This window comes from Methyloversatilis sp. NSM2 (assembly GCF_038066675.1).
Taxonomy (GTDB): Bacteria; Pseudomonadota; Gammaproteobacteria; order Burkholderiales; family Rhodocyclaceae; genus Methyloversatilis; species Methyloversatilis discipulorum_A.
The window spans coordinates 51,124-72,777 of record NZ_JBBUKV010000016.1 but is presented as its reverse complement, the minus strand read 5'-3'; the positions used below and the strand labels follow the sequence as shown (position 1 = coordinate 72,777).

Annotated in this window: 2 protein-coding genes; both read left to right on the top strand. The window is 67.7% G+C overall.

All coding sequences use genetic code 11. The features are described from left to right. Positions 1-48: 48 nt before the first annotated feature. The gene (locus WJU27_RS18705; RefSeq protein ID WP_157257253.1) at positions 49-1,584 is read left to right on the top strand and encodes a ShlB/FhaC/HecB family hemolysin secretion/activation protein; all 1,536 of its coding nucleotides are present in this window, start codon (positions 49-51) and stop codon (positions 1,582-1,584) included. Between the two features lie 185 nt (positions 1,585-1,769). Next, complete coding sequence (locus WJU27_RS18700) at positions 1,770-21,650, top strand: filamentous hemagglutinin N-terminal domain-containing protein (RefSeq protein WP_341423061.1); 19,881 nt, start codon at positions 1,770-1,772, stop codon at positions 21,648-21,650. Positions 21,651-21,654 lie beyond the last annotated feature (4 nt).

Genomic DNA, 21,654 nt, shown 5'->3' with positions numbered 1-21,654 from the left:
TCGGTGTCGCCCAGACTTTCCCTCCTGCTGTGCATCTGTGCAGTCCAGTTGTCGTTCGCCGACGCGCGCGCCGAGGAGAGTGCCGACGGCCCCCGCTTCGAGGTGCGCGCCTACTCGCTGGCCGGCGGAACGGTTTTCCGGCCGGGGGAAATCGACGCCATGCTGTCGCCCTATACCGGCGCCGAAGTCGGCTTCGGACAGCTCGAAGCGGCGCGCGCCGCACTGCAGGCCGCCTACCACCAGCGCGGCTTCGGCGCAGCCCAGGTCAGCATTCCGGAACAGGAACTGAGTGGCGGCACCGTCGTGCTGGAAGTTCTGGAACCCAAGCTGACCGAAATCACGCTGCAGGGCGCCAAACACCACGACGAACAGAACATCCGCGCCAGCCTGCCCGCTCTGGCCGACGGCCGCATGCCGAACACGACCGACGTGGCGCGCCAGTTGTCGCTGGCCAACGAGAATTCGTCGAAGCAGACCGATGTGACCTTCAAGTCCGGCCGCAAGCCGGGCGAGATCGCGGCGACGATTTCCGTGGCCGACGACAAGCCGCTGCGCCGCTTCGTCACCGTGGACAACAGCGGCACGCCATCGACCGGCACCCACCGCGTCGCCATCGGGCTGCAGCACGCCAACCTGTTCAACCGCGACCATGTGGCGACCTTCCAGTACACGACTTCGATAGAGAAGCCGTCCGAAGTCACCATCTTCGGCCTTGGCTACCGCATTCCGCTGTATAGCAGCGGCAATTCGATCGATCTGGTCGCCGGTTACTCGAGCGTGAATTCGGGCCAGGTGCAGGTGCTGAATTCAACGGCCAGCGTGTCCGGCGCCGGCCGCATCTTTTCCGCCCGCTACAACTGGCACCTGCCACGCGATGGGGAGCTGACGCAGCGCGTCAGCCTGGCGGCCGACTGGCGCGATTTCGACAGCAGCTTCGTCCTGGAGAATGTGCCGGGCAGTCTGGTGCCGCGGGTGATCACCCATCCGGTCAGCCTGTCGTGGAGCGGAAACTGGCGCAACGATCTGCGCGAAGCGGGCCTGAACGTCAGCTATGCGCGCAACCTGCCCGGTGGCGAACATGGCCGCGACAGCGATTTCGCCGCCTCGCGCGGCGGCGCCAACGCGCGCTTCGCGGTGATCCGGGCCGGCGCCTCCTGGCTGCAGCTGCTGTCCCGGGACTGGCGCGTGCGTCTGCAGGCACAGGCGCAATACACGAACGACGAGCTGGTTTCGGGCGAACAGTTCGGTATCGGCGGCGCCGATTCGGTGCGCGGTCTGCGCGAGCGCGTGCTCGCCGACGACCGCGGCTGGCGTGTCAGTGCCGATCTCGATACGCCGGCCTGGGTGCACGACACCTGGGTGATGCGCGGCGTGCTGTTCGCCGACACCGCCCACCTCTATCGCGTGCGGCCGCTGGCCGGAGAAGACGCAAGTCAGGCAGTTTTTTCGGCGGGCGTGGGGCTACGCGTCAACTTTTCCACGTGGCTATCTGGGCGGATCGACTACGCTCAACTTATTGACGGAGCAGGAAGATACGACTCCGGAAGCCACCGCGTGCACGCAACGTTCAGCCTGAACTTCTGACCGCCTGAAAGCCACCTCCCGGTGGCATGCGGCCGGTTCCGGCGAAACACCCCGAATCGCGAAAACTCGCGCATGCAACGTCTGCCTGCGCGACACAAAGCAGCAGCAGCACGGGCACCGGACCTTGCGTCGCGAACACACGCGCATCCTGTTCACGGCCCGTTTCAGAAGAACTTGAGGCCGAAATGAACAAGGGTCGCTACAGACTGGTTTTCTCCGACGAACACCGCAGCTATGTGCCGGTACCGGAAGAAACCTGTGCGCGCGGCAAGAACAGTGGCGGTCGCGCGCTGCGCCGACTGGTTGCAGCCATGGCCGCAGCGCTGCCCGGCCTGGTCATCGCCAATCCGACCGGACACCAGATCGTGCAGGGCCAGGTCGGGATCCAGACCCAGGGCAGCACGCTGAACATCACGGCCAGCGACCGCGCCATCATCAACTGGAAGCAGTTCTCCATCCAGCCGGGTGAAACCACCCGCTTCATCCAGCCGCACTCGACCGCCACCGTGCTCAACCGCGTGGTCGGGCAGGATCCGTCGCAGATACTGGGCAATCTGATCGCCAACGGGCGCGTCTTCTTGATCAACCCGAACGGCGTGCTGTTCGGCGCCGGCGCCAAGGTCGACACCGCAGGGCTGGTCGCCTCGACGCTGAACATCAGCAACGAGGACTTCACCGCCGGGCGCCTGAAGTTCAACGCCGAAGGCGCGGCCGGCAAGCTGCGCAACGAAGGCACGCTGAAGACCACCGGCGGCCCGTTGCTGCTGATAGCCACCGACATCGAGAACACCGGCCTGATCACCGCCGACAACGGCGATATCGTGCTCGCCGCCGGCAAGAGCGTAGAAATCGCCGACCCGCATCAGCCCGCACTGCGGGTGCGGGTCGAGGCGGGCGGCGAGGCGATCAACCTCGGTCAGCTGATCGCCCGTGGCGGCAACGTCGGCATGTTCGGTGCCGCGCTGACGCAGGCCGGCAAGATCAGCGCCACCGGTGCGCACCGCACCGCCGACGGCCGCATCGTGCTGCGCGGGTCGAAGTCGGTCACGCTGACCGCACAGTCGGAAACGACAGCAAAGACCGCCGACGGCGCTGGCGGCGACATCGATATCGCCGCACCGGAGGTGAAGATCGAGGCCGGCGCCCTGGTCGAGGCCAGCGGCACCCAGGGCGGCCGAATCGATATCGCGGCCACGCAGAAGGCAAGCGTCGACGGCACGCTGCGCGCCACTGGCACGCTGCCCGTCGCTGCCGCTCCTGCACCGGCCCCGGCAAGCACGGCCGAGGATATCGAACTGCCCGTGACCGGGTCCGGCCCGGCGCCCGTCGCGACGACGAGCGAAGCCGCCGGCAAGGGCGGCCACATCGAAGTCACCGCCGACACCGTGCTGGTCGGTGGCACCGCCACGCTGGACACATCCGGCGACACCGGCGGCGGCTCAGTGCTGGTCGGCGGCGACTGGCAGGGCGCCAATCCGCAGGTGCGCAACGCCCAGGTGAGCTGGATCGGCGGCGGCGCCCGCCTGCTGGCCGACGCGCTGTTCGAGGGCGATGGCGGCAAGGTGGTGGTGTGGGCCGACCAGGCCACCGCCTTCCACGGCAACATCTGGGCGCGCGGCGGCGAGCGCGGCGGCAATGGCGGCCAGGTCGAGGTTTCGGGCAAGGTCGCCCTGCTCTATCGCGGGCGCACCGACACCTCGGCGGCACGCGGCCGCAACGGCGTGCTGCTGCTCGACCCGCTGGCGATGGTGATCCAGGGTGGCAGCGGCGACGGATCGAACGATGGCAGCCTGACCTTCAACGGCGGCGCGCCAGGCACCCTCACCGCCGAGGCGCTGGGCCCGACGGTAATCTACGAAAGCGAAATCGAGGAACAGAGCAAGACCACCGACATCATCCTGCGCGCTCAACGTTCGGTGACGGTGGGCACCTCGCAGTTCAGCTACACCGGCAGCGGCAATGCCGCCGGCGAAACGGCGGGCCAGCTCACGCTGGCCGAAGGCAGCAGTCTGCTGATCGAAACGCGCAACCTCGGCGCGGGAGAAGGCGGCGCCAGCGCCGGCATCGACCTGGTCACCGGCGGCTGGCATGGCGCAGGCCTGCGCATCGTCACCCAGGGCGACGGCAGCATCACGATGCAGACCGGCTACAGCAATGGCAGCGCCATCGGCGACCAGCGCGCCGACATCATCCTGCCGGTGCTGCAGGCGGCAGGCGGCGGCATCCTGATCCGCGCCGGCAGCAGTTCGACCGTGGACCTGCGCGGCAGCAGCTACAACTCGGGCGCCGGCATCGACATCGAAGCGGGCACTGTCACTGGCGGCGTTACCTTCAACGCGGCCGACGGCACGCACATCGACGGCGACTACAGCGCGTCATCGGGCACGCTCACCTTCAATGGCGCCGCATCGTCGATCAGCGGACGCCTGACGCTGGCCGCCAACCTCGGCGGCAATTCCGCGCTGACGCTGGGCGACCTGCTGTGGCAAGGCGGTCAGATGCTGAGCGGCGCCACCACGACGCTGACCGGCAGCGGCCTGATCGACAACAGCGCCGCCTACCGCTACCTCGATCGCCGGCTCGACGTGACCGGCCAGCTCGAATTCGCCAACAGCGCCGGTTACGACCTGTACGTGCGCGATGGCGGGCGACTGAACATCAGTGCCGGCGGCAGCGTCGGTACCGCCAGCGCCAACGGCTTCCTGCGCCTGACCGCGTCGGCCGGCACCGCCACATTCAGTGCGGAAAGCGGCGCCAGCCTGAGTCTGGGCGACGGCAGCACGTTCAACCTGTCTTCCGACGGCGCCGCCGGCAACCTCATCGCCGGCAGCTTCACCACCACCGGCAACGGCGTGCTGCTGCTGGCGGCCGGTCGGATAAACACCGGTGCCGATACGACCATCAGCGGCAGTGGCTCGCTGCGTCTGGCGAACTCCGGCGTGATCGGCGGCAGCCACCTACTCACGGTCGGTACGCTGTTCGACTGGCGTGGCGGCAGCATGGACGGCAGCGGCAGCACGGTGCTGAGCAGCAATGGCCTGATCGACAACAGCAGCGCCTACCGCTACCTGCAGCGCACGTTGCGCATCGACGGCAGGCTGACGCTGGACAACCCGACCGGCTATGACCTGCGCATCGGCAACGGCGGGCGTCTGCACATCGGTTCGACCGGCACGCTCGCCACCGGCACGACGAACGGCTTCATCTACATGCAGGCCGGCACCGGCGGCACGGCTACGTTGAGCGCCGATGCCGGCGGTCGCATCGACGTCGCTGACGGCACCCTGCTGACGCTGCGCAGCGACAGCAGCAGTGGCAACCAGCTGTCAGGCTCCTTCGATCTCGACGGCGCCGGCGTGCTGCACCTGGACAGCGGCGCCTTCAATGTCGACGGCAACGCGACCTTCGGCGGTGACGGCCTGCTGCGCATGAGCGGCGGCGGGGCAATCAACGGCAGCGGCACGCTGATTATCGCCAGTGATTTCGACTGGCGCGGCGGCCGCTTCGGCGGCAGCGGCACCACCCGCCTGACCGGCGACGCCGTCATCGACAACACCTCGGCCTACAAGTACGTAAGCCGCAGGATCGAAGTGTCCGGCAATCTCACCTTCGGCAATTCGACCGGCTACGACCTGCGCATAGAGAACGGCGGCTCACTGCATCTGGCGGCCGGCGGACGGCTGTCGACCAGCAGCAGCGGCCTCATCTACATGCAGGCAGGCAGCGGCGGCAACGCGGCGTTCTCTGCCGCCGCCGGTTCCGCGATCACGGTCGGCACCGGCACCACGCTCACGCTGCGCAGCGACGGCAACGCCGGCAACACGCTGGGCGGGCAGTTCGTACTCGATGGCGACGGCGCGCTGCACATCGATTCCGGCGTATTCACGACCTCCGCCACCAGCAGCTTCGGCGGCACCGGCCTGCTGCGCATCAGCGGTGGCACGACCTTGAGCATCGATCACGCGTCGACCATTTCGACGCAGTTCCGCTTCGAGGGCGGCACGCTGGGCGGAAGCGGCAATCTGCTGATCAGCGGTCCGATGACCTGGGCCGGTGGCACGCTGGCGGGCAGCGGCACCACCACTGTCAGTGGCACTGCGGTCATCGACAACACCTCGGCCTACAAATATCTGTCGCGTCGCCTGGTCATCGCCGGCAATCTGGAATTCGGCAACAGCAGCGGTTACTACCTGCAGATCAACAACGGCGGCACGCTGCACCTCGGGGCCACCGGGCGCCTGTTCACCACGGCTGCCAGCGGCCTGATCTACATGGCGGCGGGCAGCGGCGGCACCGCCACCTTCAGCGCGGACGACGGCGCGCGCCTCGATGCGGCAAGCGGCTTCGACATGACGCTGCGCAGTGACGGCAACAGCGGCAACCGCATCGCCGGCAGCTTCGAACTGGGCGGCAGCGGCGATCTGCACCTCGATTCCGGCGTGATCGGCACCGGTGCCACAACCCGCTTCGACGGCAGTGGCCGGCTGCGCCTCAGCGGCGGCGCCACGTTCAACGCCAATCACGCACTGACCATCGATTCCGCCTTCCGCATGGAAGGCGGCACGCTCGGCGGCAGCGGCAACGTAGACATCGGTGGCGCCTTCACCTGGGCTGGCGGCACGATGACCGGCAGCGGCACGACCACCGTCGGCGGCAACGGCACGATAGACAACACCAGTGCCTACAAGTACCTCGGCCGCCGGCTTGACGTCACCGGCAGTCTGGTCTTCGGCAACACCAGCGGCTATTACCTGCAGTTGAACAATGGCGGTCATCTGCACGTCGCCGCTGGCGGGTCGCTGGGCACTTCCGCCAGCAACGGCCTCATCTATCTGGCGTCGGGCAACGGCGGCAGCGCACTGTTCAGCGCCGATGCCGACGGCGATATCGTGCTCGGCGCCGGTACCGAACTGACGCTGCGCGCCGACGGCAATGTCGGCAACCGCCTGGCCGGCAGCTTCGACCTCAATGGCGAAGGACAGCTGCATCTCGATTCGGGCATGGTGAGCGTCGATACCGACAGCGCCTTCACCGGTGACGGCCGCCTGCTGCTGTCAGGTGGCGGAACGCTGGCCGGCAGCGCGGTGCTGTCGATCGCGTCGGTCTTCGACTGGACTGGGGGCGGATCGATGAGCGGCAGCGGCACCACGCGCCTGCTGCGCGACGTGACGCTGTCCGGCAGCGGTACGCGCACCGTCAACCGCACGCTGGAGATTGCGGCCGGCCGCACGCTGGCCGTCGGCGACGGCGTCGCGCTGAACCGCTCGACCAGCAGCGGAGGCAGCGGCGGCATCGTCGCACTGGGTCTGTTCACGAAGTCCGCCGGCACCGGTACGGCGTCGTTGAACTACCTCGACATCAGCGGCAATCTGTCGGCCAGCAGCGGCATCCTGTCGCTGACCGGCAACACGCAGGGAACCAGCCTGGACGGCACCGCGTTCTCGACCAGCGGCAGTGGTTCGCTGCGCCTCGACTCGGGCCTGTTCACGCTGACCATCGGACAGGTGGCCACCGTTTCCGCCGGCAGTCTTGAACTGCACGGTGCCACGCTGTCGACCGCTGGCAACGCATCCATCGTCGGCAGTGGCACTTTCCGCCAGGTGGCCGGTACGGTGGACGGCGCCGGCACGCTCACCATCGCCTCGGGTTTCGACTGGACCGGCGGCATCATGGCCGGCAGCGGCACGACGCGCCTGGTCACCTCGGCCAGCCTCACCGGCAATCCCGTTCGCACGCTCAACCGCACCCTTGAAATCGCCGCCGGACATACGCTCACCCTCGGCGACGACGTACGGATAGAGCGCTCGACCAGCAATGGCGGCAGCGGCGGCATCGTCGCCCTCGGCACCGTATCGAAGTCCGCCGGCAGCGGCGTCGCCTACATCCGCTACCTCGACCTGCGCGGCAATTTCACCGCAGGCAGCGGCGTGCTGTCGATCTACGGCAATACGGCGGGCAGCAGCATCGCCGGCGCCGTGTTCTCGTCCACCGGCAGCGCACGCGTGCGTGCGGACTCCGGCCTGCTGACACTGAATAGCGGCGAATCGGCGAGCATCGGCAGTGGTCTGTTCGAGCTGTCCGGCGCGACGCTGAGCACCAGCGGCAACAGCGCGATCAACGGGTCGGGTCTGCTGAGCTTCACCTCCGGATCGATCAATGGTGTCGGCACACTGAGCGTGAACACCGGATTCGACTGGAGCAGCGGCAGCATGGGCGGCAGCGGCGTCACGCGCCTGAATGGCAGCAGTCGCTTCCTGACCACCAGCGCCAAGACACTGACACGAACGCTGGAAATCGCCGGCACCGCGCGGACGACCTCGGCTACCAGCGCTCTGCAGATCCAGGACGGCGGCCGCCTGTCCGTACTCGCGTCCGGCGAGTTCGAGATCGCTGGCGGTACCGGCTTCACCTTCAGTGGCAGCGGGCGCATCGACAACGCCGGCCTGCTGCGCAAGACCGGCACCGCTGCCGTGACGCTGGCGATGCCGCTGACCAACAGCGGCACGCTGCGGGTCGAGGAAGGCGTGCTCACCGCCAGCGCCTTCCCGGTCAATGCCGGCACGCTGGATGTGTTCAACGGTGCCACGCTGATCGCCGGCGCGCTGCAGAACGACGGCGTCGTCCAGGGCAGCGGCACGATCAATCTCGGCGGCGCCACGCTGACCAACGCCGGCACGCTGCGCCCGGGGGGCAACGGCGCAGCCGGCACGCTGACCCTCACCGGCCACTATGCCCAGACCGCCAGCGGCATCATCGAGGCCGACGTGCTGGGCACGCTCGCGGCCGAGCAGGACCACCTGGTCGTCAGCGGCAACGCCGCACTCGACGGCGACCTGCGCCTCGCACCGGCCAACGGCCTGAGCTTCGGCGCGCAGGATCGCTACACCGTGCTGTCCTGCGGTGCCGACGGCTGCCTCAGCGGCACGTTCGACACTGTGGACAGCGGCACACTGGGCCTCACCGCCACCAGTTTCTCGAACGCCATCAGCTTCGCCACCGGCAGCATCGCCAGCACCTGGATAGCGCAGTCCTCCGGCTTCTGGGACGTCGCGTCGAACTGGGCTGGCGGCTTCATTCCGGGCGCACAGAACGACGTGGTGATCGATCAGGCAGGCGACCTGACCGTCACCGTGCGCAACACCTCGCCGGCCAGCAACTTCGTCGTCAACAGTCTTTATTCGAACGAGAACATCGTCATCAGCGGCAGCACGCTGACGCTGGTCGACGACTCGGTCATCAACGGCCGCCTGACCATGTCGGGCGGCACGCTGAACATCGGCACCCAGCTGGAAACCGGCGCCCTGACACTGAGCGGCGGCACCATTGCCGGTGGCCGCCTGATCACCGCGGGCAGCGGCAGCGCGATGAGCGGCGGCACGCTGAGTGCGCTTCAGCTGATGCTGGGATCGCAACTGAGGGCGACCGGCGGCACGCTGTCGAATGTCACGCTGTCGCGACTGGGCAGCGCTGCGGATGCCGGCAAGGTACTGATCGCCAACAACGGCGACCTGAACATCGTCGGCGCGCTCACGCTGAACAACGCCGAAATCACCCTCGCCTCCGACGGCAACTCGACCTTCCTGCGCGGCACCTCGGGCGCCTGGTCCATCGGTGGCAACGGCTCCGTCCTCTTCGGCGGGTCGCACAACGCCGTGCGCGCAGCGAACTACCTCGGCTATGGCTCCGGCTCCTACTCGCTGTCCATCGGCGCCGGCGTCACCGTCGCCGGCTCCAACGGCGGCCACATCTACTTCGGCAACAATGGCTCCAACGCCGGCACCATTTCCGCGAACACCGCCGGCAAGGAAATCCTCGTCCAGAGCTGGGCCACCACCGATACCTGGAACAACTCCGGCACCCTGCGTGCCAACGGCGGCATCCTCACCACCGCAGACACCTGGTCCAGCTCCGGCACCCTCAGGCTCGATTCCGGCATCCTCTTCCTCGGCGGCTCCTTCAATACTGCCTCCTTCAACACCCTCGTCCGCCCGGCCGATGCCGACCGCGGCGCGCTCAACCTCGTCGGCACGCTCAACAACGCCAACTCGACTCTGCTGCTCAACGGCGCGACCGGCGCCCTCGCCTCCGGCGGCACCATTTCCGGTGGCGTCGTGCGCATCAACAACGCCGACGGCGGCGCGCTCAACACCGGCTACGCCGGCTTCTCCGGTTCGTCCTTCGGCGGCAGCAACGGCGCGGCGCTTGCCAACGTCACCCTCGCCAATGTCGCCGGCGTCGCCGACAGCGGCCGCATGACCATCGCCAACAACGGCGACCTGAACATCGTCGGCGCACTCACGCTGGACAACGCCGAAGTCACTCTCGCCTCCGACGGCAACTCGACCTTCCTGCGCGGCACCTCGGGTGCTTGGTCCATCGGTGGCAACGGCTCCGTCCTCTTCGGCGGGTCACACAACGCCGTGCGTGCGGCGAACTACCTCGGCTATGGCTCCGGCTCCTACTCGCTGTCCATCGGCGCCGGCGTCACCGTCGCCGGCTCCAACGGCGGCCACATCTACTTCGGCAACAATGGCTCCAACGCCGGCACCATTTCCGCGAACACCGCCGGCAATGAAATCCTCGTCCAGAGCTGGGCCACCACCGATACCTGGAACAACTCCGGCACCCTGCGTGCCAACGGCGGCATCCTCACCACCGCAGACACCTGGTCCAGCTCCGGCACCCTCAGGCTCGATTCCGGCATCCTCTTCCTCGGCGGCTCCTTCAATACTGCCTCCTTCAACACCCTCGTCCGCCCGGCCGATGCCGACCGCGGCGCGCTCAACCTCGTCGGCACGCTCAACAACGCCAACTCGACTCTGCTGCTCAACGGCGCGACCGGCGCCCTCGCCTCCGGCGGCACCATTTCCGGTGGCGTCGTGCGCATCAACAACGCCGACGGCGGCGCGCTCAACACCGGCTACGCCGGCTTCTCCGGTTCGTCCTTCGGCGGCAGCAACGGCGCGGCGCTTGCCAACGTCACCCTCGCCAATGTCGCCGGCGTCGCCGACAGCGGCCGCATGACCATCGCCAACAACGGCGACCTGAACATCGTCGGCGCACTCACGCTGGACAACGCCGAAGTCACTCTCGCCTCCGACGGCAACTCGACCTTCCTGCGCGGCACCTCGGGCGCCTGGTCCATCGGTGGCAACGGCTCCATCCTCTTCGGCGGGTCGCACAACGCCGTGCGCGCAGCGAACTACCTCGGCTATGGCTCCGGCTCCTACTCGCTGTCCATCGGCGCCGGTGTCACCGTCGCCGGCTCCAACGGCGGCCACATCTATTTCGGCAACAACGGCTCCAACGCCGGCACCATTTCCGCGAACACCGCCGGCAAGGAAATCCTCGTCCAGAGCTGGGCCACCACCGATACCTGGAACAACTCCGGCACCCTGCGTGCCAACGGCGGCATCCTCACCACCGCAGACACCTGGTCCAGCTCCGGCTCCCTCAGGCTCGATTCCGGCATCCTCTTCCTCGGCGGCTCCTTCAATACTGCCTCCTTCAACACCCTCGTCCGCCCGGCCGACGCCGACCGCGGCGCGCTCAACCTCGTCGGCACGCTCAACAACGCCAACTCGACTCTGCTGCTCAACGGCGCGACCGGCGCCCTCGCCTCCGGCGGCACCATTTCCGGTGGCGTCGTGCGCATCAACAACGCCGACGGCGGCGCGCTCAACACCGGCTACGCCGGCTTCTCCGGTTCGTCCTTCGGCGGCAGCAACGGCGCGGCGCTTGCCAACGTCACCCTCGCCAATGTCGCCGGCGTCGCCGACAGCGGCCGCATGACCATCGCCAACAACGGCGACCTGAACATCGTCGGCGCACTCACGCTGGACAACGCCGAAGTCACTCTCGCCTCCAGCGGCAACTCGACCTTCCTGCGCGGCACCTCGGGTGCCTGGTCCATCGGTGGCAACGGCTCCGTCCTCTTCGGCGGGTCACACAACGCCGTGCGCGCGGCGAACTACCTCGGCTATGGCTCCGGCTCCTACTCGCTGTCCATCGGCGCCGGCGTCACCGTCGCCGGCTCCAACGGCGGTCACATCTACTTCGGCAACAACGGCTCCAACGCCGGCACCATTTCCGCGAACACCGCCGGCAAGGAAATTTCGCTGAACAGCTGGGCCAGCACGGACGTGTGGACCAACACGGGCACGCTGCGCCTGGCCGGCGGTCGCTTCCACGCGGGCGACAGCTTCATCAGCACGGGCCTGCTGCGCGGCGCCGGCACCTTCGACGCCAGCGGACGCACGCTGACCAATACCGGAACGATATTCGCCGAGGGCGGCGTGCTGAACCTGAGCGGCAATCTGGTGCTGACGCAGGACAGCACGCTGCGTATCGACATTGGCGGGCGCACGCGCGGCAGCGAGTACGGTGCCGTAGATGTCTCGGGCGGCCTCACCTTCGGAGGTACGCTGCAGGCCACGCACGTGAATGGATTCACCCCGGGCAGCACTGAGGCGTTCCGCGTGCTGCGTTTCGGCTCGCGCGTCGGCAGTTCGCAGTTCGCATCGCTCGACGTGCCGGCCGGCTTCGGCTATGGCAGCTACTACGGCAACGGCAATTTCCTGCTGGGTATCGGTTCGGCACTGACCGGCATCAACGAGTGGATCAGCAATGCAAGTGGCGACTGGGCCACCGGTACCAACTGGTCACTCGGCGTGGCGCCCAACGACCCGACACAGACCGTCATCGCGGACCGCGTCGGCGTGACGCCGACGATCACGATATCGAGCGGCGACTGGTCCGTCGGCTCGCTGCTGTCGGAAGAGAATCTGACGATGAACGGCGGCACCCTCACCGTCGCCGGACTCACCCGCGTCACCGGCAGCCTGACGCTCAACGGCAGCAGCCGGCTCACTGCACAGGGGCCGCTCGACCTTGATCTGATCACGCTGAACAGCAGCAGCCAGTTCGTCGCGAACAGTGCCGGTCACGTCGCAAGCTTCGTGCAGAACAACGGCACCAGCACCTTCGCCGGCGCCGGGCTGGCGTTCGACGCGATCGACATCCGCGGCGGCACGGTCAACTACAACGCGGCACTTGCGCTGCCTTCGTCGCTGCTGCGAGTGGCTGGCCACACCGCCAATCTGAACGCCGACCAGGGACAGACGCGGATCGAGGTGGTGTCGGGTACCTTGAACCTGAACCTGAGCAGCCTGAGCTCCGACGTTGCGCTCAGCGGCGGCACCCTGAACGTTGCCGGCTCGACCGCAGCAAGCGGCGATCTCGACTGGACCGGCGGCAACATCGGCGGCGGCGGCACCTTCACGCTGAGTGGCGTACTGAACGTGGGCGGCGGCAGCAACTCCTTCGGACTGAACGACACGACGCTGGTACACACCAATGCCAGCGGCAACAGCCGCATCGCCAAGACGGGCGGCTATTTCTACCTCAGCGGAACCAGCGAACTGCGCAATGCCGCAGGCGCCGTGCTGACGGTGGATACCAGCGGCGGCAACTTCGGCACCTACTACAGCAGCGGCGCAGGCGGGACCTTGCACAACCAGGGCACGCTGAACAAGACCGGCAGCGGCGCCCTCTACATCTACAACCCGACCCGCCTGCAACAGGCCGGTCAGCTCAACCTCCAGCAGGGCAGCATCATCGTCCAGGGCGGCAGCGGCCATCTGCTGTCCGGCAACACCGCTCTGGCGGACGGTACCGCGCTGCAGCTCACCGGTTCGCACACCAGCACGATCAGCGCCACGGCACGTTTCTCCGGTGACGGTCAGTTGCTGCACGAGTCCGGTACGTTGACGCTGGCCGATGGCGCGCGCATCGACGTGGCCTATACGCAGGCATCCGGCACGCTGTCACTGACCGGCTCGGCAACGATGAACGACGACTTCATCTGGAACAGCGGCACCGTGCGGGCGGCCGATCTGGCTACCGCGGGTACGCTGACGCTGAATGGCGCATTCATCCAGAGCGGCAACACCACGGTCTATCTGCGCGACGGCCTGCAGATGCTGCACACGAACACCGCCGGCGACAGCCGCATTGCCAACGCGTCGAGCAGCGGTTTCAACGTCGAGAACGGTGCCGTATTCCGCAATACCGGCGTGCTCACGCTGGATACCGCCGGCGCCGGCAGCATCATGTACATCGACCACGACGCGGGCAGCGGCGGTCGCTTCGAGAACGCCGGCACCCTGGTCAAGAGCGGCGAAGGTCGCGTCGACTTCGGCAGTTACGGCTCCCTCGCCTTCAACCAGAGCGGCAGCTTCGCGGTGAACGCCGGCACGGTGGAGTTCGGTGGCACATCGATCGCGCTCGGCGGCAGCATGGCCATCGCCGACGGCGCACGCGTGCTGGTGCGCGCCGGGAGCACGACCACCGCCAGCGGCTTCGCCGTCAATGGCAATGGCGTTCTGGCCGTCGGCGGCGGCACGCTGGTGCTGGGTCATGGCACGACGGTCGCCGCCGACGTCGAACTGAGCAGCGGCACGCTGTCCATCGGCAGCGCCAACGCCGCCGAGGTGACCGGCGACCTGAGCTGGACCGGTGGCACGATCAACGGCGGCGGCACGCTGACGCAACGCGGCCGCTTCCTGCAGACCGGCAACACGACGGTCTATCTGCGCGACGGCACGCTGCTCGACCACGTCAATGCGAGCGGCGACAGCCGCATCGCCAACACGTCAGCCAGCGGCTTCAATCTCGAAAACGGCGCCGTGTTCCGTAACAGCGGCGTACTGCGGCTGGACGTGGCCGGCAGCAGCAGCGTCATGTACATCGACCACGACTCCGGCAGCGCCGGAAGCTTCGTGAATACCGGCACGCTGATCAAGTCGGGCAGCGGTCGCCTCGACTTCGGCAGCTTCGGCCTGGCCGCGCTGACGCAGAACGGTACGCTGCAGATCGAACAGGGACGCGTCACGCTCGGTGTGATCAGCACGACCGCGCCGGCTCATCTGCTCGCAGGCCACCACGTCATCGGCGCCAACGGCAGCCTTGAAATCGTCACCGCCCCGGGAACCACGGTAACGGCCAACGCGGGCGCGGCAGCGACCTTCTCCGGCAGCGGTCCGCTGATGATCAGTGGCGGAACGCTGATGCTGGCCGACGGCCTTGACCTCGGTATCACCGTGCGGCAGAGCGGCGGCTATCTCGCCGGCAGCGGCGACAACGCGCTGACGGGTCGCTACGAATGGACCGGTGGCGATGTCAGCGGCAGTGGCACGCTGACCGTGAGCGGCGTGCTGCAGCTCTCCGGCGGCAACTCGTTCGGTCTCAACGGCCGCTCCATGGTGCATACCAACGCCTCCGGCAACAGCAGCCTCTACAAGCCGGGCGGCTATTTCTATCTCGGCGATAACGCCACCTTCACCAATGCCGCCGGCGCGACGCTGTACATCGATACCGCCAGCAACACCAATGGCGGCGCCTGGTACCAGAGCGGCAGCGCCGGCAGCTTCGTCAATGCCGGCACGCTGGTGAAGCAGGGCAACGGCACCTTCAATTTCTGGAGCCCGATCCGCTTCGTCAACACCGGCAGCTTCACCGTGGCGCAGGGCGCTGTCATGGCCGACGGTTTCACGAACAACCCGGGTGTGCTGCAACTGCTGTCCGGCACCAGCTTCAGTACCAGCGGCAGCGCACTGACCAGCACCGGCACCATCGCCGGCCACGGCACGCTGATCGTCGGCAGCACCGGTCTGCTCAATCGAGGCGTCGTCGCGCCGGGCGGCGCGGACACCGTCGGCACGCTGCGCATCACCGGGCAGTACGTGCAGGGCGCCGACGGCACACTGCAGATCGAGCGCGGCAGCGCCGGCACTGACGCGCTGATCGTCAGTGGCGCGGCCACGCTGGGCGGCACGCTGGCGGTCACTCAGCTGGCCGGCTACCAGCCGGCAGCGCTGCAGACCGACATCGTCAGCGCCAACACACTGAGCGGCAGCTTCGCCAGCGTCACGCTGCCTTCCGGCTACAGCACGCTGACGGTCGGCAACCGCCACGTGCTCAGCTATGCCGGCGCGATCTGCGGCGGCGTCTGCTGGGACGGCGGCGCCGGCACACTGCTGTGGACGGACGCCGCGAACTGGACGACCGATCTGCTGCCCGGCACCACCGACCTGGTGTTCATCGACCTCGAAAACGGCGTCAATGTGCAGCTCACCGGCGGCACACACACCATTGCGTCGCTGACGACGACAGTCGGCAACACGCTCACGCTGAGCGGCGGCGCCCTGACGCTGAGTGGCGGCACCTCGGGACAGGCGGCGTCCGCGCTGGCCGGCGATCTGGTCATCGGCGGCGGCAGCTTCACCGCCAACGCACAGACCTCGATCGCCCGTCTGCTGCTGTCCGCCGGCAGCTTCGGCGGCAGCGGCGCGGTCACCTTCACCGGCGCCGGATCGAGCTGGACCGGTGGCGACATGGTCGGCAGCGGCAGTTCCATCTTCGCTGCCGGGTCGACCTTCGAATACGCAGCCGGCACGCGCAGTTCGACCCGACGCGTCGACGTCCGCCAGGGTGCGACCGTCCGTAACGCGAGCGGATCGATGACGCTGACCGGCGGCGCGACCAACGCCGGCGTCATCGACGTCGCGCTCGGTGCCACCGTGCGCTATGGCGGCAGCGCGAGCTACCTGCTCGACACGACCGGCCAGTTCGACGGCGGCGGTCGCATCGAATTCATCGAATCGGCGGTGGCCACCGCGGCGTCGACCGCACCGGCGATCGCCGACGGCAGCTTCACCGTGCGCGTGCAGGACTCGGCCCGCTTCACGATGACCGCGCCGACCTCGATCGCCAATCTCGAACTGGCCGGCAACGCCCAGGCGATTGCCCAGGCCGGCTTCCAGGCGGCGAACGTGACGCAGTCCGGCGGCACGCTGACGGTGAATGCGGCATCGGCCATCGGCCGCTACAACTGGAACGGCGGCACCTTCGCTGGCAGCGGCAGCGCCACACTCACCGGACAGAGCGGCTGGACGCGCGGCACCCTGACCGGCAACCTCGTCATCGCCAATGGGGCCACGCTGACCCTCAGCACCACCGGCAGCGACGACGTACAGGGCACCAGCTACAAGCGCTTCGGCGCCGGTTCACTCAGCAACTTCGGCACGCTGGCCTGGCAGGAAGGCCACATCGACGTCGTCGGCAACGCTCGCGTCGATAACGCGGGGCTGGTCGACATCACCGGCAACTTCAGCTTCGGCGACCGCTCGGTCGGCGTCGGCACGCTGACGCTGAACAACCTCGCCACTGGCACGATCAGCAAGAACGGCGGCGGCGAAACCAGCATCGGCACCCTCGGCATCCCCGGCGGCACGGCGAACTATGCAGTCGTGACCAACAACGGCCGGATCGACGTCGCCAGCGGCAGCCTGCGCTTCGGCATCGGCTACGCCGGCGCCCCGGGCGGCGGCAGTTTCACGCACAACGGTCAGATCGACGTGTTCGCCGGCGCGCTGCTCGAGTTCGGCGGCAGCCTCACGCACAACGGCGTCACCTTCATCGACAGCGGCGCGACCCTGCGCCGCATTGGCGGCTTCACCAACGCCGCCGGCGGGCTGATCGAAGGTTTCGGCACGATAGACGTGGGGGCCGGCAACACACTGCGCAACGACGGCACGCTGCATGTCGGCGATCTGTTCAACGGTGTCTACACGCACGGCACGATGCGGGTGACCGGCCACTTCGTTCAGGGCAGCGGCGGGCGCTTGCTGATGGCCATCGGCGGCAACGCGGCCGGCGAGTACGACCAGCTGGCCGTCAGTGGCAGCGCCACGCTCGGCGGCGCACTGGTCGTATCGGAAGCGCCGGGCTACGTTCGCGAAACGGTGGCCATCGACCTGATCACCACCGGCGCTGGTGTGAGCAACAGCTTCGCCACGGTGACGCTGCCCGACGCCGGCTACGCGACCTCGATTGCCGGCAATGCCCTCCGTCTCAGCTACAACGCGCTCGTGTGCGGCGGCATCTGCTGGGACGGCGGCGCCGGCACCAATCTGTGGACCGACGCGGCCAACTGGACCGGCGACGTGCTGCCCGGCGTGAACGATCTGGTATTCATTGCGCTCGGTGGTGGCAGCAGCGTGCTGCTGAACAGCGGCTCGCACACCATCGCCGGCCTGAATACGAGCGCCGGCAACCACCTGACGATCAACGGAGCGTCGCTGACGCTGGCCAGCCTCGATTCGACTCTGGGCGGCAATCTCACGCTCGGTGGCGGTGCGCGTGTCACGCTCGGCAACGACGTCGCCGTCGATTTCGGCGGCACGCTGAACTGGACCAGCGCCGCCACGCTTGCCGGCGGCACGCTCAACCTGCTCGGCGGTTCGACCGCGACACTGAACGCGAACACCAACGGCGGCCACCTGACGCTCAGCGGCATCACCATAAACAACGCGGGAACGGTGAATTACGCCAGCGAAGGCCGCCAGCTGCTGATCAACGACGGCACGACCTTCAACAACAGCGGTCGCTTCAACTTCACGACGGACGGCGACGTCACCGAAAACTCGGGCTTCGGCGGCAACTTCAACAACAGCGGCACCGTCGCCAAGACCGGCGGCAGCGGCAACAGCGCTTTCACCAGCTTCGTCCGCTTCAACAATCTCGACGGCGGGACGGTCGACTCGGGCACCGGCAGCCTGCTGCTGCAGACCGGCGGCGATCATGCCGGCGCCTTCAACATCGTCGGCAGCAATGTGCGGTTCAACGGTGGCGCGCACACCTTCGCCACCGGCTCCACGCTGAACGGCATCGCCAACTTCGGTGGCGCGACGGTCAATCTGTCCGGCGCCACAGTGGACGGTCAGCTCAATCTGCAAGGCGGCACGATCAACCAGGCGGCAGGCACGGCACTGAACGTCGATGGCGCGATGCGCTGGGACGCCAGTGCGACGATCAGCGGTGGCACGCTGAATCTGCTGGCAGGATCCAGCACCACGTTGCGCGCCCACACGAACGGTGGTCACCTGACGCTAAGCGGCGTCACCGTCAACAACATGGGCACCGTGAACTACGCCAGCGAAGGTCGCCAGCTGCTGATCAACGACGGCACGACCTTCAACAACAGCGGTCGCTTCAACTTCACGACGGACGGCGACGTCACCGAAAACTCGGGCTTCGGCGGCAATTTCAACAACAGCGGAACGCTCGCCAAGACCGGCGGTTCGGGCAGCAGTGGTTTCGCCAGCTTCGTCCGCTTCAACAATCTCGACGGCGGGACGGTCGACTCGGGCACCGGCAGCCTGCTGCTGCAGACTGGCGGCAACCACGCCGGCGTCTTCAACATCGTCGGCAGCAATGTGCGCTTCAACGCCGGCACGCACACCTTCGCCACCGGCGCCACGCTGAACGGCATCGCCAACTTCGGCGGCGCGACGGTCAATCTGTCCGGCGCCCGCATTCAGGGCGCATTGAATCTGTCGGGCGGCACGCTCAACCTGGCCCGGAACAGCGCGCTGGACATCGCCGGCACGATGAACTGGGACAGCGCCGCCAGCATATCCGGTGGCGGCGAACTGAATCTGCTGGCCGGCACGATCGCCACGCTGCGCGCGCACACCAACGGCGGCCACCTGACGCTGAGCGGCGTCACCGTCAACAACATGGGCACCGTGAACTACGCCAGCGAAGGTCGCCAGCTGCTGATCAACGACAGCACAACCTTCAACAACAGCGGTCGCTTCAACTTCACCACCGACGGCGACATCACCGAGAACTCGGGCTCCGGCGGCAACTTCAACAACAGCGGCACAATTGCCAAGACAAGCGGCACGGGTCGCAGCGGCTTCGCCAGTTTCGTCCGGCTGGTCGACCAGGGCGGGAGCTATCGCGCCGACAGCGGCACGCTCGACCTGTCCGCGCTCTCCACACTGAGCGGCCGGATGGACATCGCAGCGGGGGCGCGCATCGTTACCGGGGCCCTGAGCAACGGCGGCATCATCGCCGGCAACGGTACGCTGGACCTCGGCGGTGCACTGCTGACCAACCGGGGCGTACTGCAGCCGGGCGGCGCCGGCGCAGTCGGCACGCTAACCGTGATCGGCGGACTGCAGCAGGACGAGCTGGGCCGCATCGAAGCGGAATTCGCCGGCACGGCCGCCGGCCAGTACGACGTACTCGATGTGCGGGGCAATACATTGCTCGACGGCGTGCTGGCGATCCAGGCGATCAATGGCGCCCAACCGTCCGAGAGCATGGGGCTGGCGATGGTGACGGCCGGCGGCACGCTGGAGGCGTCGTCGCTGGCGCTGTCTGCACCCAGCGGCAACTACTCGCTGACACGGACCGCGTCGACGGTCCGCCTGGGCTTCACCAACTGCGCCATCGGCATCTGCTGGGACGGTGGGGCCGGCACGTCGAACTGGCTGGATGCGGCCAACTGGACCGGTGACGTGTTGCCCGGCCTGAACGATCTGGTGTTCATCAACCTCGCCGGCGGCGCCGACGTCGTGCTGAACGCGAACCCGGCCCTCACCCTGGCCGGTCTGACCATAGGCGACGCCAACTCACTGACGCTGACCGGTGGCACGCTGAACGCGCCGACCACGATCCTGAATGGCGGCACCTTGTCGTTGACCGGGGGCACGCTGAACTTCGGCGCCGCACTGAACAACGCCGGTACGCTGAACTACGCCGGTGGCACGCTGACCGGAAATCTGTTCACCAACAACGGCACGCTGAACGTGCTGCCGGGCAGCAGCGGCAACCTGACGACGACACGGCTGAACAATACCGGCAGCATCGTCGTCGATGCCAACCGCACGGTCGAGTTCGGCAGCGGCGGCGGCATGATCTTCGCCAACGACGGCAACGTGCAGGTGCGCAGCGGCACGCTGTCGGTGCTCGCTCACGACACCGACCTGTCCGGTCCCGGCGCCGACAGCGGCGACTACACGGTCAACGCCGGTGCCACGCTGCGCTTCCGCGACGCCTTCCGCGACTTCGGTCCGGGTTCGTCGATCACCGGTGGCGGCGACGTCGAATTCACCGCTTTCTCCGGCGGCCTGTTCAACGTCAACGGCGTCTATTCGGTCGGCGGCACCACGCGCGTCAGCGGCAATACGCTGGTCAATTTCAACAGCAACGCCAGCTTCGGCACGCTTGATCTGGCCGGCAACATCGGCGGCACCGGCACGCTGACCGTTGCCGAGAACCTCGTCTGGACCTCTGGTTCGATCGGCGGCGCCGGCCGCAGTGTGATCGTCAATGGCGATGCGCTGCTGGACGGCGCATCGCTCAACCTCGCGGGTGCACGCCTGACGATCGCCGACAGCGGGCTGATCGATGCCGGCACCCGGCTCAACATGAGCAGCGGCGCGCAACTCATCGTCGCCAGCGGCGCGTCGCTCGGCGTGGGCAGCAACGCCGCGGTCGGTGGCAGCGGCAGTCTGGTGAACCGCGGCACGCTCGAAGGTACCGTGGGTGGTGGCAGCTCGAACATCGGCGTGCTGCTGTCGAACTTCGGTGAAGTGAGCGCCAGTTCGGGCAATCTGGGCCTGACTGGCGGCATCGCGAATACCGGTGCCGGCAGCTTCGTCATCGGTGCCGACGCGACGATGGAACTGGGCGGCGACCTGCCTCCGGACATCTTCGACCGCATCGGCGGCGCCGGCACGCTGAGCTTCTCGCCGACATCACAGCCGGTGATCAACCGCAGTTACGCCGCGCAGGGCGGCACGCCATTCAGCTTCAGTCTGCGCTCGGGCGCCGTGCTGACCGGTCTGCCGCAGAACGGCACGGTCAGTGGAGAAGCCGCCGGCTGGATCTATACGGCGAACGCTGGCTTCAACGGCACCGACAGCGCCCGCTTCACGCTGAGCCTGGGCAGCGGCACGGCCGTGTTCAACATCAGTTTTGCCGTCACGTCGGAACCGGCCGTGACACAGCCGCAGGTGCAAGTGATCGCCACCACGCTGCTGCCGGAAGTGTTCCAGCCGCCGCGCATCGTGCTGCCGTCGACGCCGCCGCAAATCAGCGCGCCGATCAATGTCGCGAGCGTGGATGCACTGAGCGACATCGCCACCGCGTCGGGCCCGCAGTTCGACCAGCCGCTGCGCGACTTCCGCGCCAGCCGCCTGCAGTGCCGTTAAGGAG

Excerpts from the sequence above, each read along its gene's own strand:
- WJU27_RS18700 (WP_341423061.1), top strand. The coding sequence starts at position 1,770 with ATGAACAAGGGTCGCTACAGACTGGTTTTCTCCGACGAACACCGCAGC.